The following is a 22,296-nucleotide window of genomic DNA, read 5'->3' as shown; positions in this document are numbered from 1 at the left end:
AGTGCTTCTCGGTTAATGCATGGAAAAAGTAGCGAAATTCTAAGTCAAAAGCCCTGAAAGAGGAAAGCCCGCGAATGGTCGCGGGCTTATTCTGTGCTGATTGGAATTACGCGAGTATTGCTTCTTCCGCTTCGTCTTCATCACAACCGATAAAGCCACCGGTTTGATGCGCCCACAAGTGAGCATAAATGCCGTTTTGTGCAATCAACTCTTGATGCGAGCCTTGCTCAACAATTTGGCCTTTATCGAGCACGATCAGGCGATCCATCGCTGCGATGGTCGACAGACGGTGCGCAATCGCAATCACGGTTTTGCCCTGCATCAGTTCATTGAGGCTCTCTTGAATCGCGGCTTCCACTTCAGAATCGAGCGCGGAAGTTGCTTCATCCAACACCAACAGTGGCGCATCTTTGAGCAGTACGCGAGAGATCGCAACCCGCTGACGTTGTCCACCAGAGAGTTTGACGCCACGTTCACCGACCTGTGCATCGTAACCACTGTTGCCATGTGGATCGGTCAAACCGAGGATGAACTCATGAGCGTGGGCTTGCGCCGTTGCTTTCAAAAGCTGCTCCTCGGTGGCGTTTGGATTTCCATACAAAATGTTGTCGCGAATGGAGCGGTGCAGCAGTGACGTATCTTGTGTCACCATGCCGATTTTGCTGCGCAGCGATTCTTGGGTCACTTCCGAAATGGGTTGACCATCAATTAAAATCCGGCCGCTTTCCACATCATGAAAACGCAGTAATAGGTTCACCAAGGTCGATTTACCGGCTCCTGAACGCCCCACTAAACCGACCTTTTCACCCGGTTTGATGTTGAGATTGAGATGGTTGATCACGCCTTTGTTTTCACCGTAGTGGAAGCTCACATCATCAAACGTAATGCCGCCATGCTTAACCACCAAAGGTTTAGCGTCAGGTTTGTCGGTGACGGTGATGGGTTTGCCAAGCATGGTCATGCCGTCCACAACGGTCCCGATATTTTCAAACAGGGCGCTAACTTCCCACATGATCCATTTAGACATACCGTTGATACGTAAGGATAAACTGACTGCAACTGCAATGGCACCGACGCTGATGGCGCTGGTGGTCCAGAGATAAATCGACAGGGCTGCAATGGTAAACACCAATAAGTAGTTGGCCATTTCTACCCAAATATTAAAGCCAGTCACCAAACGCATTTGGCGATGGACGGTGCCCAGAAAATCTTGCATGCCTTCTTCGGCGTATTGCGTTTCACGTTGACTGTGTGAAAACAGCTTTACCGTCATGATGTTGGTGTAGCTATCCACAATGCGTCCGGTCATCAATGAGCGGGCATCGGCTTGCTCGGAAGCCACTTTTTTCAGCTTAGGCACGTAATACATTTGCACCGTGACATAGATGGATAGCCAAATCAGCATCGGGATCATTAAGCGCCAATCGGCTTGTGCCAAAATCACCACAATCGCGGTGAAATAGACCATCACGTAGACAAACACATCGAGACTTTTCATCACGGTTTCACGAACCGCGAGCGCCGTTTGCATCACTTTGGTTGAGATGCGCCCTGCAAATTCGTCTTGATAAAACGACACACTTTGTTTGAGCAGGTAACGGTGCGCCAACCAACGGATTGACATCGGGTAATTGCCGAGGAGTGTTTGATGGATCAGCAATGAATAGAGTGCGATCAACATCGGCATACCAATCAGTACCAGTAAACCTAGCCCAATCAGTGTGCTCTGATTCTCGACTAAAAAGGTGTCTGGCGAGCTAGTGGAAAGCCAGTCCACCAATTTGCCCATAAAGCCAAACAGAGATACCTCGATAATCGCGATTGAAGTGCTGAGTAACGCCATCACCATCAGTGGTTTTTCAAAACCACGAGTATAGTGACGACAGAATGCCCACAAGGTATCGGGTGGACGTTGTGGGTCACCTTTGGGGAAAGGTTCGGTAAAGCTTTCGAATAGCTTAAACATGAGAAGATCCTTGCTGTGAATAGGGCGGAAGAGTAGGAAAAGCACGCGTTCGAGCGTCCGCCAAAATGTGATTTTCTGTTAAAACGGAAGCAGTATAACGTTATCCATCGGTGACTTGAAGTTATACCCTTCCTACTGGAAGCTGCCATTCCTAGTCGTTTGGTTTCGGTTGTGTGAGCCAATCCGTTTGGCGTGCTATTTTGAAGTGAATCCAGCCGATGTCATCCATAACACCAGAAAATTTGACTGTAATAATTCATTTTTCCAGTAAAAAGATAAAATTTATCGATTGAAATTCATCAAAATCAGCAAATCTTTAGTTAACATTCTGTTTACACTCTTGGGGTGAAATCGGTGATGAGTGCCTATTATGAATGTTCATCTACAACCCAATATGTTGATTCCGCGCTCTGTTGCACAAACGGCTCGCGCTGTCGTTATGGTGCCGCCAAAAGAGTTCGGCTTTAATGCGCAAACCGCGCAAGATAATGCCTTTCAAAACCCGCTGGCACTGAGCGCTGAAACCATTTTGCAGCGTGCTATGGCCGAGTTTAACGCCATGGTAAACGGTCTTCGCCAAGCGGGCGTTGATGTTGTGGTATTTGATTATCCATTGGCGAACAGCGAAACGCCGGATGCGGTATTCCCCAATAACTGGTTTAGTACCACTGAAGCGGGCGAGCTATTTTTGTTCCCAATGGCGTGCGCAAACCGCCGTTTGGAAGTGCGCCCTGAAGCTTTGGTTGATACCTTACAAAAGCAAGGCTTTGCTGTGAAAAAACAGCACTCTTTGCTGGCGTTTATGGAGCAGCAAGCGTTTTTGGAAAGTACCGGAGTGATGGTAATGGATCACCCCAATCGCACCATTTATGCGGGGCTTTCACAGCGCTGCGATCGTGAAGTGTTGGAAGTGTATGCCGAACAGATCGGCTATTCGCGCGTGGTGTCGTTCCAAACTCGATTGCCGTCTGGCTCGCCGATTTATCACACCAATGTGATGATGGCGATAGGTGAGCATTTCTGCGTTATTTGCGATGAAGCGATCCCCGAATATGAGCGCCGATTTGTCGTAAAATCGTTGGCTAAAGATAAACAGGTAATTTCGATTTCGATTGAGCAGATGAACTGCTTTTGCGGCAATATCCTGCAACTAGAAACTCATGATGGTCAGAAAGTGATCGCGATGTCGCAATCGGCTTATGAAGCTTTTACACCCGCTCAACTCAACCAGCTTGCCACTCACGGTAAGTTGCTGCCTTTTGCGGTGCCGACCATAGAAACCATCGGCGGTGGCAGTGTGCGCTGTATGTTGGCTGAGTTGTTTTTACCAAAGCAAGCGTAAGGTGAATCAGCAAAACAAAGGGAGAGGAGGGACTCTCCCTTTAAAGTATCCCTGCGTCATTTTACTTCGCTAGGCCAAATAGCGGCGTAAAGTGACGAGGATTGAGCAAATCCGATCAGGCTAGATTGGCTGTTCAGGGATTCTAGGGTAATCGGTATAGCCTTGCTCACCGCCACCAAACAGGGTTTTACCATCCAGTTGCGCCAGCGGTTGCTGGTGCTTGAGGCGAGAAACCAGATCGGGGTTGGCGACAAAAGGACGCCCGAATGCGACTAAATCGGCATAGCCTTTTTGTAGCACCTCTTCCGCGCGCTCAAGGGTGTAGCGACCAGCGACGATAATCGCGTTAGTGAAATGCTTGCGTAGCTCAATGCGAAAGCCTTCTGGAATGGTAGGAGCATCATCCCAATCCGCTTCTGATAAGTGCAGATACGCAATATCTCGTGCTTGCAACTGCTTTGATGCCTCCAAAATTGTTGGCACTATGTCGGGGCACTCCATGTCTTTGAAGGTAATAAACGGCGCTAAGCGAACGCCTACTCGGATGGCACCAATCGCTTGACTGACCGCATCCACCACTTCGAGCAGAAATCGCATCCGATTTTCACGGCTACCACCATAACTATCGGTACGATGATTCGAGTTGGTACGCAAAAACTGATCGATGAGATAACCATTCCCACCGTGGATTTCTACACCATCAAATCCTGCTTCAATGGCACATTTCGCCGCCTGAGCGAAGTCGTTCACCACTCTATCAATATCGGCTTGAGTCATAGCGCGGGGTTCAACGCAATCCACCATCTGGCCATTACCTTGTTCATCTGCGATCCAAACTTGAGTTTCAACCGGTTTGAGGGCTGACGGGGCAATCGGCAACTGCCCTTTTTGAAAAACAGGGTGGGAAACACGCCCGACATGCCAAAGTTGGCAAAACATCGCTGCACCTTGTTGTTTGACCGCTTGAGTTACGCTTTTCCAACCTGAAACTTGCTCATCGGTATAAACGCCGGGAGTGAATGAATAGCCTTGCGCATCATCAGAGATCTGGGTCGCTTCGGAAATGATTAACCCTGCACTGGCGCGCTGTTGGTAATAGGTTGCCATCATTGGATTGGGAATATTCCCCGGTTGGCTACTGCGTGCACGAGTCATCGGTGCCATCACCACACGGTTTTGCAGCGTGAGTTGTTTTAAATCGGTTGGTTCAAATAATCTGCTCATTTTGCCTCCTTATTTCTGCGATGTGATTTGCAACGGTTCTTGCAACAAGCGGACTTGGGTTTTCTGGCTGACCGATACCATCCAATCTCTGACTTCGCTGTTCCATTGGATCTCAGGCGCGCTGAAAAACCCTCGTAGGATTGAGAAAATGATCGCTTCATCAATAAGAGCAACGTGCTGATAGGAATGAAGTTTTAGCAGCGGTTTAACCGCATCAATACAGGCTTGTACTTGCAGGGCAATTTGCGGCGTGTCTTTCAGTAGGGATTCAAAATGAAGTTCAGTGGTCTCTTTTTTTACACGCCATGCTTGTTGAGCGGATGCAGTTTTAAACTCAGGTAAATTCATGTTCGACCAGCGTGGATAGCCGATTTTTTGCAAAGGCAAGAATGCGCTGCGCTGCCAATCCAACGTGGTTTGTGCTGGTTGTGCGGTTTCACTTGAGTTCACCGATTCGAGCAAGAATTGAATGATGTCGAGACTTTCTGCCAGTGCTTCGCCACTTTCTTTGATCAGCAAAGGCACTTGTTTGCTACCAATGATTTGATTAGTGGTTTGGTCGTCGTAATCAAGGATGATCACATCAAGTGGAATGTTCAACATACCTGCCACGTAGCGCACGCGTGCACTGAAAGGGCAGTGTTCATAAATATAGAGTTTCATGGCGATTTCCTAATCCAGTTGAGATTGAGGCAGTATATTTCTCATATAAAAATTGATAATTGGCGAGAAACTGAATTGATTGTTCGGTTATATTGAATAATCAGGATTTAGGGGGGTGTTATGGATAAGTTTGCAGATATGGTGCTATTTGCCAGCATAGTTAAAAACCAAGGCCTTGCGGCGGCTGGCCGAGAGTTGAGTTTATCGCCCGCAACCGTAACGGCAAGGTTACAAGCGCTGGAAGATCGCTATGGAGTCAAATTGCTCAATCGCAGCACTCGCCATCTCTCTTTAACCGAATCTGGCGTTTTGTATCATCAAGCTTGCCTTGAGATTCTTAATAGCGTGCGCGAGACAGAAAATTTGCTGCAAACAGGCAGCAAAGAAGTCCGGGGAACGCTAAAAGTCTCTGCTCCGCGTGACATCGGGAAGCAACATATCGCTCCGATTCTTGCCGCTTTCACTGAGCAATATCCGGAAGTGGTGCCCTATCTCTACCTCAATGACAACATCTCGAATTTGGCGGAATCAGGTTTGGATGTGGTGATCCGCTACGGTGAACTGGCCGACAGCAGTCTAATTTCACGCAAGCTGGCGACGAGTCGCCGAGTGTTGTGCGCTTCTCCGGCTTATTTAGCGCGTAAAGGCATACCGAAAACGCCGCAAGATCTTGCACAGCATGACTGTTTGGCCATGGTGCGCAGCAATGAAGAGATGAAAACCTGGCACTTCCAAGAGAATGAGCAGCACAAAGTGATCACAGTAGTACCCAAGAGTTTTGCAGATGATGGCGAAGTGATTCGCCAGTGGGCTTTAGCGGGAATGGGGATCGCGTTGAAATCGATCCTCGATGTGCAGGACGATCTCAATCAGCAGCGGTTGGTCACTGTTCTCGATGGTTACATGAAGAATTTTAACGCCTCTACCTCGGCCTCTGGGGCGGATTTGAATGTGCTTTATCTCAGCCGACAATACCAGCCCAAACGCCTGCGGTTGTTTATCGACTTTTTGATTGAGCAGTGCTCGTTGCGCTTGGCTGGCAAAGAGCATTCAGAAAATGCATGAGCCCATCGTCGCGGGTTTCTGATTATGGATGGGCGCTTTTGTGTAACCGATAAATGGTCATCAGGTTGGTCACAATAAAGGTGCTTTCCACGAGCGTACCACCGATGGAGCCAAGCCAAATATTGTGGCTAACCCAACACAGCGAGTTAAATAGAATCAGACTGCGTAGGGCGACCCCTCGTTTAGAAAACAGTGCCCAAGTCGCCACTGACGATCCAAACACGGTCATAAACTCGAAAAAGTGGGTGATGTTGGGCAGCGTCATCAGCCACATCAACGCGATAAAAAACCACATGACTCTGCGCGATTGCGTTTTGATGGAAGCAAAACTGCGCATGCCGTTAATAACGACACCGATGGCGGCGACGGTCGCACCCAACAAGGCAAAATGAATGCCCATGATGAAGCAAAATGCGACCATCTGATAACGAAAGCGCATGTCATCTTTTTGCCAAAAGGCCATCACACCGACCAGAAACGCAATACCACCTATGCCTTGCGCTAATGCATTGTCCATTGTTGTGTCTCTTTAGTGAAAGCGCCCCTCAAAGTGAGGGGCGTCAAGATGGTTAAGCTTAGTCAGAGGGTTAGTTGACTAACGCAACGGCTTCACGAGTCAGCCGAGCCAGTTCTTCCCAGTTTCCTGCTTCAATCAGCTTTTTATCCACCATCCAAGTACCGCCACACGCTAACACGCGTGGGATCGCTAAGTAATCTTTGATGTTGGCGGGACTAATACCTCCAGTGGGCATCAGCTCAATATCGGTATACGGCGCGAGCAGGGATTTCACCATGTTGATACCGCCAGAGGCTTCGGCAGGGAAAAACTTCAACGTGGTTAAGCCCATTTCCAGTGCCGCTTCAACCGTGCTCGGGTTATTCACGCCCGGTACGATATCAATGCCGATCTCCTGACACGCTTTAACGGTATTAGGGTTAAAGCCAGGGGAGACAATAAAGGTCGCGCCTGCTTCCTTGGCTGCAATCGCTTGTTCACGGTTGAGCACCGTGCCTGCGCCGATCAGCATGTCCGGTTGTGCTTGGCGCAGCAGACGAATGGCTTCTACTGCGGCTTCTGAGCGAAAAGTGATTTCGGCAGCAGGCAAGCCATTTTCCACCAGCACTTTACCCAGTGGGATGATGTCTTCGGCGTTGTCAATGGCGATCACTGGGATCACTTTCAGAGCTTTCAGTTGTTGTTTAATACTAGACATGTTGGTTCCTTAAGCGACGCCAAGCGCCGATTGTGTGAAGGCTTTGGGAATAATGGCTCCGCGATGCTGAATCACAGTGCCAGCCAGAGTGTTACCACGTTGGCATGCGTTGGCTAAATCTGCGCCCGCTAAGTAGGCCGAGAGGAATCCACCATTGAAGGAGTCACCCGCGGAAGTGGTATCCACTACTTGCTCTACCGGTTGGGTTGGCACCGCTTGTGGAGCGAAAGTTGAAGTGGAGGAGTCTTGAATCAAGCAGCCCTCGGCCCCCAATTTGACGATGCATTTTTGCACGCCAAGTGCGGTGAGGCGCTGAATGGTCTGCTCTGGAGTGCTATCACCCCAAATCCACTGCTCGTCATCAAAGGTAACGAGCGCTACATCCGTTAGTTGGTACATGACTTGGTATATTTCTTTCACCGTATGGTTGTCATCTTGCGGCCACAGGGCAGGGCGGAAGTTGCTGTCAAACGCGATTTCTACGCCATTGGCTTTGAGTTCAACCAACAGGTTGAGCAGGGCAATACGATCTTCGACAGGCAAAATCGCCAGAGTGATTCCGCTAAGAAACACCATATCGACCTGATTTAACGCTTGCTTAATCTGGCCAAAATCGGGGTGTTGCAGCAGGTAACGCGCCGCAGATTGGTTTCGCCAATACAAGAAAGTGCGTTCACCTTGATCATCAAGCTGGATAAGGTACAAACCGGGTGTGCGAGTGGGATCGCGCAGCACGAGTTCCGTTGCAACGCCTTCTTCTTGCCAGCGCGACAGCATGCCTGAACTGATTGGGTCGGTACCGAGTGCGGTCACGTAAGAGACTTTAATGTCGTCCGGGTTAGTATTGGCTTCACAGCCGCGGCGCAGATATATCGCGGCGTTTAACGTGTCACCACCAAATGTTTGATGCATTGCGCCGAACGGCTTGCCGTTCAGCTCAATCATACATTCACCCACAATGGCGATATGTTTCATTCGTTACGCCCTCTCTTCAAAATAGCGTTTAGCGTTACCAAAGCAGATGTTTTCAATCATTGGGCCAAGCAGAGATAGATCATTCGGTACTTCGCCATTTTCTGCCCAACGGCCGACCATATCACACAGGATACGGCGGAAATATTCGTGGCGTGTGTAGGATAGGAAACTGCGCGAATCGGTCAGCATGCCAACAAATTGGCTGAGCAGACCAAGCTGCGAGAGCTGCTCCATTTGGCGTTGCATGCCGTCTTTCTGATCGTTGAACCACCAACCCGAGCCAAATTGCACTTTACCTGCAATGCCCCCACCTTGGAAGTTGCCGATCATGGTCGCCATCATTTCGTTATCACGCGGATTCAAGCAGTACAAGATCGTGCGAGGCAACTCATTGGTTTGATCCATTTCGTCCAGTAGGTGCGCCAGCTCAAAGGCAAACGGACGATCGCCAATCGAATCGAAACCCGCATCCGCGCCCAGCAATTGGAACATACGTGTGTTGTTGTTGCGCTGCGCGCCAATGTGCAGCTGCATCACCCAGCCCAATTGCGCATAACGCTTGCCAAGCCAAACTTGAACGGCAGTCGAGAATTGTGCACATTCGAGCTCGGAAAGCACTTCGCTTTTTAAACGGCGAGCTAACAACGCATCCAAATCTTGCTCGGTTGGAATTGGGGCGTAACGAACCATCTCAATCCCGTGATCGGCCGCGCGACAGCCGTGTGCATTGAAGTGCGCCAAGCGTTTATCTAAGGCATTGAGTAAATCGCTGAAACGGCGAATTTCAATATCCGCCACGGCACCGAGTTGGCTGAGATAATCAGCAAAGCCCGCTAACTCAATTTTGAACGCTTTGTCTGGACGCCAACTGGGCAGTACTTGCACATTGAATGAGTCATCGGCGGCGATCGCTTTATGGTGTTCGAGTGAATCAATCGGATCATCCGTTGTTCCTGCCATCACTACATTCATATGCTGCATAATGCCACGGGCGCTGAATTCCTGTGTTGCCAGCAGTTCATTGCAGTGGTGCCAGATGTGATCGGCCGTTTTCGGGCTTAACAACGTATTCGTAATCCCAAATGGACGGCGCAGTTCGAGGTGAGTCCAGTGATACAGCGGATTGCCTAAAGTTTGCGGTACGGTTTTCGCCCACGCCATGTATTTGTCGTAATCGCTCGCATCACCAGTGATCAAACGCTCTTCAATGCCTGCGGAACGCATGCCGCGCCATTTGTAGTGATCGCCGGCCAACCAAATTTGGCTTAAATTCTCGAACTGGCGATCTTGCGCTACCTCTGCCGGATTAAGGTGGCAGTGGTAGTCATAAATCGGTTGGTGGGACGCATGTTCGTGGTACAAGCGGCGCGCCGTTTCATTGGAGAGTAAAAAATCTTCACACAAAAAATTCTTCATGGTTTCTTCCTCTTACAGCGCTGCTACAGTGGCGCGTGCACCGTGAGCCAGTAGAGCTTGATAAGCGCGGCTGACCGCTTCAATCACTTTGGCGTTTTGGCCTAATTCAGCGGGGAAAATCGCTTCGACACTGAGTAGGGCTGGTACCACTGAAACGTTTAAGCCGTGTTCATCGCAGATTTGGCGCAGAGTTGCGGCCATCGGGTCGCGAACGTCAATCTCGTTGCCTTGTTCATCAACACCGGCCACGTAACGCATCCAACCGGCAATCGCGGTGGCTAACCATGAAAAATCAGAGCCTTGTGCGAGGTGGAAGCGTAAGCTGCCGCCCATACGTTGTGGGATTTTCTGGCTGCCATCCATCGCAATCTGCCACGTTTTGTGTTTTAGGCTTGGGTTGGTGAAACGGTCGATCAGTAGCTTGGCATAGCCGGCTAAATCGGTGCCTTCTGGCATGGTGAGGGAGGGAGCTTGCGCTTTCATCATCATATCGAAAGCGGCCTTGCGGTAGCCTTCATCCGTCATGGTGTCTGAAATGTGCGCGTAGCCGCCCAAGTAGCCCAAGTAAGCTAAGAATGAGTGGCTGCCGTTGAGCATGCGCAGTTTCATCTCTTCGTAAGGTACAACATCGGCGACAAATTCTGCGCCAGCCACATTCCAATCTGGGCGACCTGCGACGAAGTTATCCTCGATAACCCATTGGCGGAAAGGTTCGCAAGCGATGCCACATGGGTCTTCACAGCCCAGCAGCTGTGCGATTTCTGTCAAAGTCTCTTCTGTTGCTGCCGGCACAATGCGATCCACCATGGTACATGGGAAGGTGACGTTGGTTTCAATCCAGTCGCGTAATTGTGGGTCAAGCAATTGAGCGAATTCGAGAATCGCGGCTTTGGCGACATGGCCGTTCTCTTGCACGTTATCGCAAGACATCACAGTAAAAGATTTCAAACCACGATCGCGGCGCAGTTTCAGTGCTTGAACAATGTAGCCGAGTGCCGATTTTGGCTCGCTTGGATTCGCCAGATCGGCAATCACCAACGGATTGTTTTTATCCAACCTGCCGGTGGCAGGATCGGCGCAGTAACCTTTTTCGGTAATCGTCATCGAAACGATCGCCACTTGCGGCTCGGCCATTTTTTCCAGTACCGCTTGAATACTATCTAAAGTGGGATGGAGAGATTCGGTGACGGAACCGATCACTTTGACTTCTGTTGATTGCGCCCCTTTTTCCGCGACGGTGTAGAGGTGATCTTGCGCGCGCAGTGATTGAATTAAATCTTCACCACCAAACAGGTTGATCTCACAAATACCCCAATCAGAGCCCGTTTTGCTGAGCATTTCATGGGTGAATAGGGCTTGGTGAGCGCGGTGGAAAGCGCCAAAACCAAGATGAACAATGCGGCTTTTGAGGGCTGAACGGTCGTAATCTGGCAGTGAAACAGCAGCATTTAGTGTGGAGTTTGCAATGGTTTTCATTTTATTTCCCTTCTCCCGCAGAGTGCTCTGCGGGATGATTCATTGAAAGAGTTAGTAGCCAAGTACCAGTTTGGGTAAGAACAGGCTGAGTTCAGGAATAAAGGTCACCGCCATCAGCGCCAAGATCAGCGCCGCGTAGAAAGGCAGCAAAGGCTTAATCACTTTATCGATCGCCACATTAGCCACCGAACAGCCAATGAACAGTGCACTGCCGACCGGCGGAGTACAGATACCAATCGCCAAGTTGAAGGTCATCATGATGCCAAAGTGCACAGGGTCGATGCCCATATCGAGCGCGATAGGCAGGAAGATTGGCGTGAAGATCAGCACCGCTGGCGTCATATCCATGAAGATGCCGACAATCAACAGGATGATGTTGATGATAAGCAGAATCATCATTGGATTATCGGAGATCGCGAGCAGGGCATCGGCGATCATATAAGGAATATCCGCATTGGCCATCGCCCAAGACATACCCATAGACGCGCCAACCAACAGCAAAACAATCGATGTGGTGACCGCCGATTCAAGGATGATCTTGGGTAGATCGCGCCACTTCACTTCGCGGTAAACCAATACTGCGAGCACAAAGGTGTACACCACCGCAATCGCAGACGCTTCCGTTGCGGTAAAAATCCCACCGATAATGCCGCCCATGATCACGATGATTAGCGCGAGTGAAGGTGCTGCTTTGAGGAAGGTATCCCACACCATCGCGAGCGTTGGACGCGCTGCCACTGGGTAGCCACGGCGTTTGGCGATAATGCCTGCCACGACCATGATGCTCAGCCCCATCAAAATACCCGGGATGTAGCCAGCTAAAAACAGAGCCGCGATCGAAGTACCACCAGAAACCAGCGAGAACACAATCAAGGTATTGCTGGGTGGAATTAACAAACCTGATGGACAAGAGGTGATGTTTACAGCGGCAGAGAAGTTTTCATCGTAACCATCTTTCTTTTGCAGCGGAGACATAGTGCCACCCACTGCGGCGGCAGAAGCAACCGCTGAACCTGAAATCGAACCAAACATCATGTTTGCCATCACGTTAACGTGGGCGAGTGAGCCTGGCAGTCGGCCGCCTAAGACTTTGGCGAAGTTAATCAGGCGCAAAGCAATACCGCCTTGGTTCATGATGTTGCCTGCCAGAATAAAGAACGGGATGGCTAACAGGGCGAAGTTATCTAAACCCGCCGCCATGCGCTGTGCAACCACCGCAATCGCGGGTTCAAGCGGTAAGCCCATCAAAATAGTGGCTAAGGACGACAAACCGATCGCAAATGAAACCGGTACACCAATTGCGAGTAAAACGGCGAAGCTACCAAACAGGGTAAGAATTAATTGCCATTCCATGATGGAACCCTCTATGAGTTAAGTGGTGAGTTGGTGAGTAGGGCTTCACCAAGGATGAGCTGTTTAACGCGTTCATAAGTGAAGATGGCGGAATAAAAAATCATTAGTGCTCCGCTGATCGGTAAGCAGAAATAGATGTAGCCCATTTCTAAACCTAACGCGGGAGTCAATTGGCCTGTGGCTAAGGTTTTTAAGGCTAATTGGGTGCCGCCGTGAACCAAAACTACATAAGAGAAGAGGGCGATGGCGATTTGGATGACGATTTCATTAATCAGTTTGCGTTTCCCCGTCAGTTTCATGGTCAACAGATCAATCGCAAGATGGCGTTTTAGCCCTGTGGTATAGGCTGCACCAATCAAAGCGACCCACATAAACAGATAACGCGCGAGTTCATCCGTGACGGTACTTGGTTTACCAAGTACATAGCGAGACAGCACTTGCCAAACAACACAAAAGACAAGAAAACTTGAAAGAGAAATGGTGAACGCCGCCAATCCTCTGTTTATGTATGTGACCAATTTATTCATTTTCATTTCCTTAAAGTAAACACGCGTATCTCATAACAATTGGTTTACCACTTTGGGTCGCGTGCTTGTGTGTGGTCTCAAAATGTGTAGGGTATTTTTGAGCGGATTATAAGTTAGTCGATTTGGTTGTCACGTGAGCGGCTTCACAAATGAATTGGTTAACCAATTTGAGGGTTATTAGTGTGATTGTGGTCAATCAATTTGATCTTTTGTTTTGACGATGACTTTTTTGAAGGTCAACATGCCCATCGAAACAACAATATTCGTTAGAGAAGAACAATTACCCTACACATTGGACAACCAATCCACGGAGACAAGAATCATGATGACGCGTAAGACTCTATTAAGTGCCCTTGTGGGTGCTGCAATGACCTTCGGCGCCACAGCTTCTGCTTATGCTGCGACCACATTAAAACTGAGCCATAACCACCCTCGTGACCATGCGGTGCATAAAGCGATGGATTACATGGCAAAAGAAGTGAATGAATTGACGGGCGGGGAAGTGCATATTCGTATCTACCCTGATGCGCAGCTAGGCACACAGCGTGAGTCGATGGAGCTGATGCAAAACGGCGCGCTTGATATGGTGAAAAGCAATGCGGCTGAGTTAGAGGCTTTCTCACCGGCTTACTCTGCTTTCAACTTACCTTACTTGTTCCGTGATAAAGAGCATTACTACAAAGTAACTGATGGCGAAGTTGGTCGTGAAATCCTGGATTCATCGGCAAGCAGCGGCTTTATTGGCGTGACTTATTACGATGCAGGCGCTCGTAGCTTCTACACCAGCAAACCGATCAATACGCCAGCGGATCTGAAAGGGTTGAAAGTCCGTGTTCAGCCAAGCCCATCGGCTATCGCGATGGTGAAGGCTCTGGGTGGTAACCCAACGCCACTGGCTTACGGCGAGCTTTACACCGCACTGCAACAAGGCGTCGTGGATGCTGCTGAAAACAACATTCCATCGTTTAGCTTGAGCCGCCACAGTGAAGTTTCTAAATTCTTCAGCTTAGACGAACACACCATGGTTCCAGATGTACTGGTGATTTCGACTAAGACCTACGACAAGTTAACGCCAGAGCAGCAAAAAGCATTAATGAAAGCCGCCGCGGATTCTTCGGAATACATGAAGAAGCTGTGGGCAGAATCGGAAGCGAAAGAGCGCGCCAAAGCAGAAAAAATGGGCGTAACGTTTGTTGAACCTAACAAAGCGGCCTTCGTGGAAGCCGTTCAACCAATGTATCAAGAGATTGAAAAGAATAATCCTGAACTAAATCAATTGGTTGAACGCATCAAGGCCGTTCAGTAATTCATTAAAATCGTCGTAATTGTAAAATTAAAACAAGGTGTTACCACATACTGGTACATATAGGTTGACCAATTATTATTGGTCATTATGATGGCGTGAGTAGTTAGATGAAATACAGTGACAATATCATCATGATGCCTTTTGAACCGAAAAGACCGTATCAAGAGATTGGTTTAGTACTAAGAAAAGAGTTGATCAACGGCCACTATAAAGTGGGGGATAGACTTCCGCCTGAGCGCGATATTGCTGAACGTTTAGACATCAGCCGTACCGTAGTGCGTGAAGCCATCATCATGTTGGAACTGGAAAACTTAGTCGAAGTGAAAAAAGGCTCGGGTGTCTATGTCATTAATATTCCATCGAAAAATAACGCTCGTGAGAATGTGATCAGCGATGATGCTGGCCCGTTCGAAATGCTCCAAGCGCGACAGTTGCTCGAAAGCAATATTGCTGAATTTGCCGCAACGCAAGTCACGCCGGGAGACATCGTGAAGATGCGTGCCGCACTCAAACTAGAACGTGATGAACTGGTGAGTGGCGCGCAAGAGTGTCACGGTGATGAAAGGTTTCATATGTGCATTGCAGAGGCAACCCAAAACTCTGTGCTGGTGGACATGTTGAGACAATCATGGGAACGACGCGAAAAAAGTCCGATGTGGAAAAAACTGCATTCTCACATCAGCAGTCAAGACTACCGTGAAGAGTGGCTTGATGATCACGCCAAAATTCTTGCCGCTTTGCAGCGTAAAGATCCTATCGCGGCCAAAAGTGCCATGTGGCAACACCTTGAAAACGTAAAGCAGCGCCTGCTGGCGTTGTCCGACGTCGACGATCCTAACTTTGATGGTTACTTATTTAGCTCAAACCCAGTGGTTCTACTGGGTGCTGAAAAAAGATAACCCTCTAGCCAGCGTAAGCTGGCACTGATCAGCGCGGTTGTTTTGCAACCGCATAATAAGAAGTCGTTACGCACCGAGCTTGAAAATATTCGAGCGGGATAAGTGCGTTTTGAAAAAGGTGAGTGTCATGGAACAAACTTGGCGTTGGTATGGCCCGAATGATCCCGTTTCTTTAGACGATATTCGTCAGGCGGGCGCAACGGGCATCGTGAATGCTTTGCATCACATCCCGAACGGGGAAGTGTGGTCAAAAGAAGAGATTTTAAAACGTAAAGCGATCATTGAAGCGAAAGGGCTGACTTGGTCTGTCGTGGAAAGTGTGCCTGTCCATGAAGAAATTAAAACTCAAACCGGCAACTACCAACAGTGGATCGAAAACTACAAACAAACTCTGCGTAACCTAGCGGAATGCGGCATTGATACGGTTTGCTACAACTTTATGCCAGTGCTGGATTGGACGCGTACCGATCTGGAATTTGAAATGCCGGATGGTTCAAAAGCGCTGCGTTTTGACCAAATCGCGTTTGCTGCGTTTGAGCTGCATATTCTCAAACGCCCAGGTGCGGCAGCGGATTATACCGAAGCAGAACAAGCGCAAGCCTTGGAATACTTCAACAACATGAGTGAAGCGCAGATTCAGCAGCTCACCAACAACATTATTGCGGGTTTACCGGGTGCGGAAGAAGGCTACACCTTAGAAGAGTTCCAAGCCCAGCTTGATCGTTATGCCGGCATTAACAAAGACAAGTTGCGTGAGCACATGGCGTATTTCCTCTCACAACTGATGCCGATTTGTGAATCTTATGGTTTGAAACTGGCGGTACATCCTGATGATCCACCGCGCCCGATCCTTGGCCTGCCACGTATTGTCTCAACGATTGAAGACATTGATTGGCTGACCGAAAATGTGCCAAGCAAAATGAACGGCTTAACCATGTGTACCGGCTCGTACGGTGTGCGCGGTGATAACGATCTGGTCAAGATGATCAAAAAGCACGGCGAGCGTATCTATTTTACGCATTTACGTTCAACCAAACGTGAAGAGAGCAATCCGATGACATTCCACGAGGCGGCTCACCTTGATGGCGATGTGGATATGTACAACGTAGTGATGGCGATTCTGGATGAAGAACATCGCCGCGCCGAAGTGGGCGATCATCGTTTGATCCCGATGCGTCCTGATCACGGCCATCAAATGCTGGATGACCTGAAGAAAAAGACCAATCCGGGTTACTCGGCGATCGGCCGCTTGAAAGGGCTAGCCGAAGTTCGTGGCCTTGAAATGGCCCTCAAGCGCGCTTTCTTTACTAAAATCTAATCTTGCGCGAGTGATATAAAGCGCAACCCCATCAACGCGGAGCTTCGGCTCTGCGTTTTTCGTTTTAACGCTGGGCCATACGCTTGAGCGGAAAAGAGTGTCACTTCTCAAATACGCTTGTGGTAAAGTCCACGCCTGCGATAATTCGCCCCAAATTGTTTTTTGAATATTCAGGTACCCAACCCATGTCATTTTCCTCTCTCGCGTTAAGCGCCGATCTAATCCAAGCTCTGCCCAAAGAGATCACCCAACCCACAGCCATTCAAACTTTGGTGATCCCTACAATGTTAACGGGCAAAGATGTGTTGGCGTTGGCGAATACGGGAAGTGGAAAAACCTTGGCTTACGGTCTGCCTCTGCTTGAACGTTTAAAAACTAGCCCTGAGCAGCAAGCCTTAGTGTTGGTACCCACGCGTGAATTAGCCATGCAAGTGAGCGAAGTGCTCACTCACGTTGGTACACCGTTAGGGCTGAACGCGCTCTGCTTGTGCGGTGGGGTAGATAAGGCTGAGCAGCAAAATGCGCTGGCTGAGAACCCGAATATTCTGGTGGCAACCACGGGGCGTTTGTTCGATTTAACCCAAAGTGGATTGAGCTTGAACCGCGTAACTACGCTCGTGTTAGACGAAGCCGATCGTCTGCTCGATATGGGCTTCTGGCCGCAAGTACAAGCGCTAGCAAGCCAAACCGCCAGTGTGCGTCAAACCGTGATGTGTTCTGCGACCTTCTCTGATGATTTGAAACTTAAAGCGCAGCAATTGATGCATGCGCCAACCCAAGTTTCCGCCAATCCTGAAAACAGCATCAACCAAGCAGTGCAAGAAACGCTGTATTTGGTGAACAAAGGCAGTAAAACGCAAGCCTTAGTGGCCCTTTTAAAGCAGCACCAATGGCCGAAAGTGCTGGTCTTTATCGGTGCAAAAGAGAATGCTGATGGCTTGACCAAAAAACTCAACAAAGCAGGCGTGGTAGCCACTGCGTTGCATGGTGATAAAAGCCAAGCGGAACGTGAAGCTGCACTGGCAGAGTTTAAAAAAGGCACAACCCAAGTGTTGATTGCCACCGATCTGCTCGCGCGCGGCATTCATATTGAACAGCTTCCCGTTGTTATTAACTTTGAGTTGCCGATGCATGCGGAAACGTACGTGCACCGTGTAGGCCGCACCGCCAGAGCGGGGCAGCAAGGCATTGCACTCTCGTTAGTGTGTCACGGAGAAATGGATGCACTCAATGCCATTCGTACCCTGACGCAACGTGATTTGCCCTTGCAGAATCTGGAGGGTTTCCCAGTGACCGATCAGCCATCAACCGGTGAAAGCAAACGTGCTCCGCGTGATAAACAAGCCAATCGCCGCACGCAGAATAAAAAGAGCGTTAAGCAGTTTCAGGGTAAAATAAATAAGCCAAAGCAGTAAGCATCATAGTGCTTATTGCTTTAATCATCCGAGTATGATGCGTGACAAGGCATGTGTTCTGCGCTGCTGTTTGTGACCCCTTCACTCAATCAAAAAAGCCGTTTAACACTCTTAATGTGAGTATTTAAACGGCTTTCGATTGGCAATAAAAGTGACTCTAAATAATAGACACTTGCCTTAACACGAGAGTAAGCACTTACGCGTAGTAAGCTTCTACCGTGCCTTTTAATTGGATCAACATTGGGTTGCCGTAGCGATCTTTCGCTTTTGGTGACGGAATTTTAATCCAACCTTCGCTAATGCAGTACTCTTCTACATCAGTACGCTCTTTGCCATTAAAACGAATACCAATTTGGTGCTCGAAGCACTCTTTAATGAAAAATGGGCTGCGAGAGTTGCCAGATAGGCGATCGGGTAGCGTTGGTTTTGCAGTAGTGTCGTTCATTATTTATGACCTGAATCGATAAAAGTGCGCCATTGTAGACAGAGCCTGTCTACGGTTCAAGTGATGCCGTCGATGCAGTTTTTTAAACGCAGAGTTTTTAGCTGCAGGTGAAAGGCTAACATGATTTTCCCGATGCAATCGTCGGTGGGAAATTTCGTGTCAGAGAGAATCTTATATCACAAATCCAAATATGCTATTCGCAGCATTGAATGTTCCTGTCTATGTTTAATTTATCTTTTTATTCATCAATGAGGATACATTCATGGGTTTATCTATCGTACAGCGAATCATCGCTGGTTTCGTATTGATGCTCTTGTTGTTGATCCTGCTGGGTGCCATTAGTACGTTGAAAATTCGCGGTATTAATGACGGGTTATCCGAGGTTTCTGATCGGGCGACGCCTTTGGTTATGGCGGTTGCAGGGTTGAAAGAAACCCTCCAAGAAAGTAATCGCTGGGTTTTGGAGTTTAGAACCAGTGAAGATGCTGCGGAACTGCCTCAACTCTCAAGCCAATTTCAAGCGCAACAAGCACGTTTTCATCAGCTGAGTCAGAGTATGGATCAATTTACTCAGGTAGGTGAGAACCAAAAACAATTCCAAGAGGTTTTACAGGCGACAAACCAGTTTTATACCGAAGCGGATCAGGTGTTATCCAAACACAGTGAATGGGTCAACGCTCTGGTACAGCGTCATGAGTTAGAAATTGCGTTTATTCGTCTGGAAGACACCTATCAATGGGCTGCCGATTTGCTGCTGCAACAGAGTGCCAGTAAGCGTTCGATGCGCAATAAAGCTGAGCTGATCACCTCTGGTATCGCGCGTGATTTGAAAAACATTCGCCGTGCGGATGCAAAAACAGATTTAAATGCGTTGGAAAAAGTGCTCAGTAAAGATATCGAAATGGCACGTAAACGCCTCGAAAGAGTATTCGTGTCTGATGATGTGAAAGCACGCTATGTTGCCAATCTCAATCGCTTACAGGAGTTGGCTTTAGGCAAGCAAGGCCTTTTGGCTACGATGCGCAAAGCCCAACAATTGGAAAATGCTCTCCTCACCCAGAACCAACAAGTCGACGCCAGTTTAGCCAATAGCTTGGCCAAACTGGATGAAATGGCTAAATCAGCCGCGGCGGTTGCTCAGCAAAGCCGAGTGCTTGCCGATGCTGCCGTGAGCAGCGCGAATTTCTGGATCATGGCCGTATCAGCTGTTTCTGCCGTTGTGGCATTAGTTATTGGTTACACCACGGCTCGCAGTATTCAAAAGCCGCTGCAAAAAATTAATCATGAATTGGCTTATATGGCACAAGGCGATATGACGCGGCGCATCAATTATCAAACCCGTTGTGAGTTTGGCGCGCTTTCTCGTTCAATTGATATTTTGGCCGATAAAACCGGTGAACTTCTCTCTCAGATCAATGCGGGTTCTCGCCATCTGGTGAATGAAGCGAGCCGTTCGGCAGAAATCAGCGAACGGGCAATGGCACGGGTTCAAGAGCAAAAAAGCCAGACAGATCAAGTCGCCGCAGCGATTACTGAGCTTGAAGTGAGTGCAACGGAAGTGGCTCGCTCAACCGATGGAACCAAAGATGAAGTTGATCGCGTCGATAATGAAGCGAAAGAAAGCCGTCAAAAAGTCGCAACGACACGGCGAATCACAGAGCAACTTGCGAATGACATGGAAGCGGCTGTCGCCATTACCCATAAATTGGGTGAGTTTAGCAATAACATCGGCAGTATTTTGGATGTGATCCGCGGAATTGCTGAGCAGACCAATTTGCTGGCTCTCAACGCCGCGATTGAAGCAGCACGCGCGGGCGATGCTGGGCGAGGTTTTGCTGTGGTTGCGGATGAAGTGCGAGCACTTGCGACACGCACTCAAACCTCGACCGAAGAGATTCAACATATGATTGAAAATTTGCAGCAATCGAGCAAGCAAGTGGTTGAGGTGATGGGACGCAGCCAAGACCAAACGCGGGTGTGTGTGGATCAAACTCGTGAAATGGATGTTGCTTTGCAATCGATCGCGGATCGCATGACGGCGATTAAGGAAATGGCCGATCAGGTGGCGCATGCCGCTCAGGAGCAAATTTTAGTCAGTCAAAGTGTGGCTCATCACGTGACGGGGATTGCTGAAGTTGCACATGAAACTGAACGTGAAGCGCGTGAATCGGCTAATAGCAGTGAAGTTTTAGCGGATCTGGCTGCTAAACAGCAGCAATTAATCGCACATTTCAAAGTCTAGGGGGCTTATGAGAAACAAGTGGATTGGAGCTCTGAGTCTCCTATGGTGTAGCCAATTGTTGGCGAGTGAGTTAGTGATTGAAAGCTGGCGTGCAGATGACAAAACCTTATGGGAGCAGAAAATTATTCCTGCTTTTGAAGCAAAGCACCCCGGTATTACCGTGAAATTTCACCCAGTACCGAATGTGAACTACACCCCCATGTTATGGGAAAATTTAAAAGGTGGGACGGCGGGAGACTTAATTACATGTCGCCCATTTGATGATTCATTGGCGTTGTTTAAGGCCGGTTACTTAACGGAATTGACCGAAATGGCGGGGATGGAAAATTTCCCTAGCTTTGCACAAGCGCCTTGGCAAACCGATTCAGGAGCACAGACCTTTTGCGTACCTATGGCCTCGGTCATTCATGGTTTCTTCTATAACAAGAAAATTTTCAATGAGTTAGGGCTGAGTGTGCCTCAAACCCGTGAACAATTTTTTACTGTATTGGACAAAGTGAAAGCCGATGGTCGCTATATTCCGTTATCGATGAGTGGTTCAGAAAGTTGGGTATCCTCGGAGTTGGGCTTCCAAAATATAGGGCCTAATTACTGGAAAGGTGAAGATGGCCGATTGGCGTTGATCAATGGGCAGGAGCGTTTAGACGATCCGCAGTATGTGAAAGTGTTTGAAGAACTCGCGCGTTGGCGGGCATACCTTGGTGATGGGGCGGAAAATCGAGATTATGGCACCAGCAATGAGCTGTTTACGTCTGGTAAAGCAGCATTTTATATCGCGGGTTCGTGGGAGATCGCGCCCTTCACCGATAAGGTCGATTTTGGGGTTATGCGTCCACCCGTTGCCAAACAAGGTGAGGGCTGCTTCTTTACCGATCATACTGATATCGGTATGGGGATGAACCCGGCCAGTAAAAATCCGCAAGCGGCAATGGCATTTTTACAATGGTTAACTACTCCGGAGTTTGCTGAACTGTATACCAACTCGCTACCGGGATTTTTTTCGCTGTCTAACCATTTCTTTGAGGTCACTAACCCTGCTGCACGAGAAATGATGGAATGGCGTGATCAGTGTGATTCCACCATTCGCGTGGCTACACAGATTTTGTCCCGTGGCCAACCCAAGCTTGGCGATGAACTCGCGGAAGTGAGCCAAGCCGTGTTGCTGGGCAAGATGACGCCTAAAGTCGCTGCTGAACGTTTGGAAAAAGGCTTACAAGGTTGGTATGCGCCTCATCAAACACGGAAAACGAAGGGGCAAGAGTGTCAGTGTGCTGATCCGCTACCGGTGGTGAGTAACACTCCTGTAGGTTCACCTTTGGGAACTGATGAAGTGCCTACGATAGTGGCAGAACCCGCCCCTGAGGTTGATACCCCTGCACCTGCGGAGTAGGTTTTAACAAATCATCGTGTGACCAACAAAGCGGCATCAAAAGGCCGCTTTGTTGTTGCT

At 48.8% G+C, this 22,296-nt stretch carries 18 protein-coding genes and 1 pseudogene; 8 read left to right on the top strand and 11 right to left on the bottom strand.

All coding sequences use genetic code 11. From position 1 onward, the window contains the following. Positions 1–106: 106 nt before the first annotated feature. Complete coding sequence (gene vcaM / locus EPB59_RS16265) at positions 107–1,966, bottom strand: multidrug efflux ABC transporter VcaM (RefSeq protein WP_154173860.1); 1,860 nt, start codon at positions 1,964–1,966, stop codon at positions 107–109. 370 nt (positions 1,967–2,336) lie between these two features. On the opposite strand from vcaM, the gene ctlX reads away from it, so the two are divergent. Continuing rightward, positions 2,337–3,308, top strand: coding sequence for a citrulline utilization hydrolase CtlX (gene ctlX / locus EPB59_RS16260; protein WP_195707123.1), 972 nt, complete (start codon positions 2,337–2,339; stop codon positions 3,306–3,308). 120 nt (positions 3,309–3,428) lie between these two features. On the opposite strand, the gene EPB59_RS16255 is transcribed toward ctlX, so the two are convergent. Continuing rightward, positions 3,429–4,532, bottom strand: a complete 1,104-nt coding sequence (locus EPB59_RS16255) for an alkene reductase (protein ID WP_154173856.1) — start codon at positions 4,530–4,532, stop codon at positions 3,429–3,431. A gap of 9 nt (positions 4,533–4,541) precedes the next feature. Further along, positions 4,542–5,195 (bottom strand): glutaredoxin 2, encoded by a 654-nt coding sequence (gene grxB, locus EPB59_RS16250; RefSeq protein ID WP_154173853.1) that lies wholly within the window; start codon positions 5,193–5,195, stop codon positions 4,542–4,544. Between the two features lie 120 nt (positions 5,196–5,315). Here grxB and EPB59_RS16245 point away from each other — a divergent pair, with 120 nt between their 5' ends. Then, entirely contained in the window at positions 5,316–6,260 is a 945-nt protein-coding gene (locus EPB59_RS16245; protein WP_148531796.1) for a LysR family transcriptional regulator, read from the top strand. A gap of 22 nt (positions 6,261–6,282) precedes the next feature. Here EPB59_RS16245 and EPB59_RS16240 read toward each other — a convergent pair whose 3' ends face one another. The 7 genes from EPB59_RS16240 to EPB59_RS16210 all read right to left on the bottom strand — a co-directional run bounded on the left by EPB59_RS16240 (position 6,283) and on the right by EPB59_RS16210 (position 13,221). Then, a complete protein-coding gene (locus tag EPB59_RS16240; protein WP_000367971.1) occupies positions 6,283–6,777 on the bottom strand; it encodes a YgjV family protein in 495 nt (164 codons plus the stop codon). A 70-nt stretch (positions 6,778–6,847) separates the two neighbouring features. Continuing rightward, positions 6,848–7,474: a bifunctional 4-hydroxy-2-oxoglutarate aldolase/2-dehydro-3-deoxy-phosphogluconate aldolase gene (locus EPB59_RS16235; RefSeq protein WP_000094948.1), complete on the bottom strand. Its 627-nt coding sequence runs from the start codon at positions 7,472–7,474 to the stop codon at positions 6,848–6,850. Between the two features lie 9 nt (positions 7,475–7,483). After that, entirely contained in the window at positions 7,484–8,449 is a 966-nt protein-coding gene (locus EPB59_RS16230; protein WP_154173851.1) for a sugar kinase, read from the bottom strand. Between the two features lie 3 nt (positions 8,450–8,452). Next, on the bottom strand, positions 8,453–9,865 hold the full coding sequence (gene uxaC, locus EPB59_RS16225; RefSeq protein ID WP_154173849.1) for a glucuronate isomerase: 1,413 nt from the start codon (positions 9,863–9,865) through the stop codon (positions 8,453–8,455). A 12-nt stretch (positions 9,866–9,877) separates the two neighbouring features. Then, a complete protein-coding gene (locus EPB59_RS16220; RefSeq protein ID WP_154173847.1) occupies positions 9,878–11,341 on the bottom strand; it encodes a fructuronate reductase in 1,464 nt (487 codons plus the stop codon). 51 nt (positions 11,342–11,392) lie between these two features. Further along, positions 11,393–12,694 (bottom strand): TRAP transporter large permease, encoded by a 1,302-nt coding sequence (locus EPB59_RS16215; RefSeq protein ID WP_000455167.1) that lies wholly within the window; start codon positions 12,692–12,694, stop codon positions 11,393–11,395. Between the two features lie 11 nt (positions 12,695–12,705). Further along, entirely contained in the window at positions 12,706–13,221 is a 516-nt protein-coding gene (locus EPB59_RS16210) for a TRAP transporter small permease (protein ID WP_001038354.1), read from the bottom strand. A 322-nt stretch (positions 13,222–13,543) separates the two neighbouring features. On the opposite strand from EPB59_RS16210, the gene EPB59_RS16205 reads away from it, so the two are divergent. The 4 genes from EPB59_RS16205 (at position 13,544) to EPB59_RS16190 (ending at position 18,159) form a co-directional block, all read left to right on the top strand. Further along, positions 13,544–14,527: a TRAP transporter substrate-binding protein gene (locus EPB59_RS16205; protein ID WP_154173845.1), complete on the top strand. Its 984-nt coding sequence runs from the start codon at positions 13,544–13,546 to the stop codon at positions 14,525–14,527. Between the two features lie 107 nt (positions 14,528–14,634). Next, a complete protein-coding gene (locus tag EPB59_RS16200; protein WP_000877540.1) occupies positions 14,635–15,426 on the top strand; it encodes an FCD domain-containing protein in 792 nt (263 codons plus the stop codon). Between the two features lie 127 nt (positions 15,427–15,553). Then, positions 15,554–16,744 carry a mannonate dehydratase gene (gene uxuA / locus EPB59_RS16195; protein WP_000438600.1) on the top strand — a complete coding sequence of 397 codons (1,191 nt, stop codon included), beginning with the start codon at positions 15,554–15,556 and terminating at the stop codon, positions 16,742–16,744. Positions 16,745–16,863: 119 nt separating this feature from the next. After that, positions 16,864–18,159, top strand: a complete 1,296-nt coding sequence (locus EPB59_RS16190) for a DEAD/DEAH box helicase (RefSeq protein WP_154173843.1) — start codon at positions 16,864–16,866, stop codon at positions 18,157–18,159. A gap of 196 nt (positions 18,160–18,355) precedes the next feature. Here the strand turns inward: EPB59_RS16190 and EPB59_RS16185 are convergent, their stop codons facing one another. Next, a complete protein-coding gene (locus tag EPB59_RS16185; protein WP_001000415.1) occupies positions 18,356–18,604 on the bottom strand; it encodes a DUF3297 family protein in 249 nt (82 codons plus the stop codon). Positions 18,605–18,866: 262 nt separating this feature from the next. Here EPB59_RS16185 and EPB59_RS16180 point away from each other — a divergent pair, with 262 nt between their 5' ends. Then, on the top strand, positions 18,867–20,846 hold the full coding sequence (locus EPB59_RS16180; protein ID WP_154173841.1) for a HAMP domain-containing methyl-accepting chemotaxis protein: 1,980 nt from the start codon (positions 18,867–18,869) through the stop codon (positions 20,844–20,846). Positions 20,847–20,853: 7 nt separating this feature from the next. Continuing rightward, positions 20,854–22,122, top strand: a pseudogene (locus EPB59_RS16175) (ABC transporter substrate-binding protein); the annotation flags it as partial. Between the last annotated feature and the right edge of the window lie 174 nt (positions 22,123–22,296).

Origin of the sequence: Vibrio metoecus, assembly GCF_009665255.1 — a bacterium.
Lineage (GTDB): Bacteria > Pseudomonadota > Gammaproteobacteria > Enterobacterales > Vibrionaceae > Vibrio > Vibrio metoecus_B.
This window is presented reverse-complemented; position numbering and strand designations above follow the sequence as displayed.

Bases quoted from the DNA above. Each gene is read 5' to 3' on its own strand.
- EPB59_RS16205 (WP_154173845.1), top strand. From the start codon at position 13,544: ATGATGACGCGTAAGACTCTATTAAGTGCCCTTGTGGGTGCTGCAATG.
- EPB59_RS16245 (WP_148531796.1), top strand. From the start codon at position 5,316: ATGGATAAGTTTGCAGATATGGTGCTATTTGCCAGCATAGTTAAAAAC.
- EPB59_RS16240 (WP_000367971.1), bottom strand. From the start codon at position 6,777: ATGGACAATGCATTAGCGCAAGGCATAGGTGGTATTGCGTTTCTGGTC.
- EPB59_RS16230 (WP_154173851.1), bottom strand. From the start codon at position 8,449: ATGAAACATATCGCCATTGTGGGTGAATGTATGATTGAGCTGAACGGC.
- EPB59_RS16255 (WP_154173856.1), bottom strand. From the start codon at position 4,532: ATGAGCAGATTATTTGAACCAACCGATTTAAAACAACTCACGCTGCAA.
- EPB59_RS16200 (WP_000877540.1), top strand. From the start codon at position 14,635: ATGAAATACAGTGACAATATCATCATGATGCCTTTTGAACCGAAAAGA.
- EPB59_RS16235 (WP_000094948.1), bottom strand. From the start codon at position 7,474: ATGTCTAGTATTAAACAACAACTGAAAGCTCTGAAAGTGATCCCAGTG.
- EPB59_RS16180 (WP_154173841.1), top strand. From the start codon at position 18,867: ATGGGTTTATCTATCGTACAGCGAATCATCGCTGGTTTCGTATTGATG.
- EPB59_RS16220 (WP_154173847.1), bottom strand. From the start codon at position 11,341: ATGAAAACCATTGCAAACTCCACACTAAATGCTGCTGTTTCACTGCCA.
- EPB59_RS16210 (WP_001038354.1), bottom strand. From the start codon at position 13,221: ATGAATAAATTGGTCACATACATAAACAGAGGATTGGCGGCGTTCACC.
- vcaM (WP_154173860.1), bottom strand. From the start codon at position 1,966: ATGTTTAAGCTATTCGAAAGCTTTACCGAACCTTTCCCCAAAGGTGAC.
- EPB59_RS16185 (WP_001000415.1), bottom strand. From the start codon at position 18,604: ATGAACGACACTACTGCAAAACCAACGCTACCCGATCGCCTATCTGGC.
- uxaC (WP_154173849.1), bottom strand. From the start codon at position 9,865: ATGAAGAATTTTTTGTGTGAAGATTTTTTACTCTCCAATGAAACGGCG.
- ctlX (WP_195707123.1), top strand. From the start codon at position 2,337: ATGAATGTTCATCTACAACCCAATATGTTGATTCCGCGCTCTGTTGCA.
- grxB (WP_154173853.1), bottom strand. From the start codon at position 5,195: ATGAAACTCTATATTTATGAACACTGCCCTTTCAGTGCACGCGTGCGC.
- EPB59_RS16215 (WP_000455167.1), bottom strand. From the start codon at position 12,694: ATGGAATGGCAATTAATTCTTACCCTGTTTGGTAGCTTCGCCGTTTTA.
- uxuA (WP_000438600.1), top strand. From the start codon at position 15,554: ATGGAACAAACTTGGCGTTGGTATGGCCCGAATGATCCCGTTTCTTTA.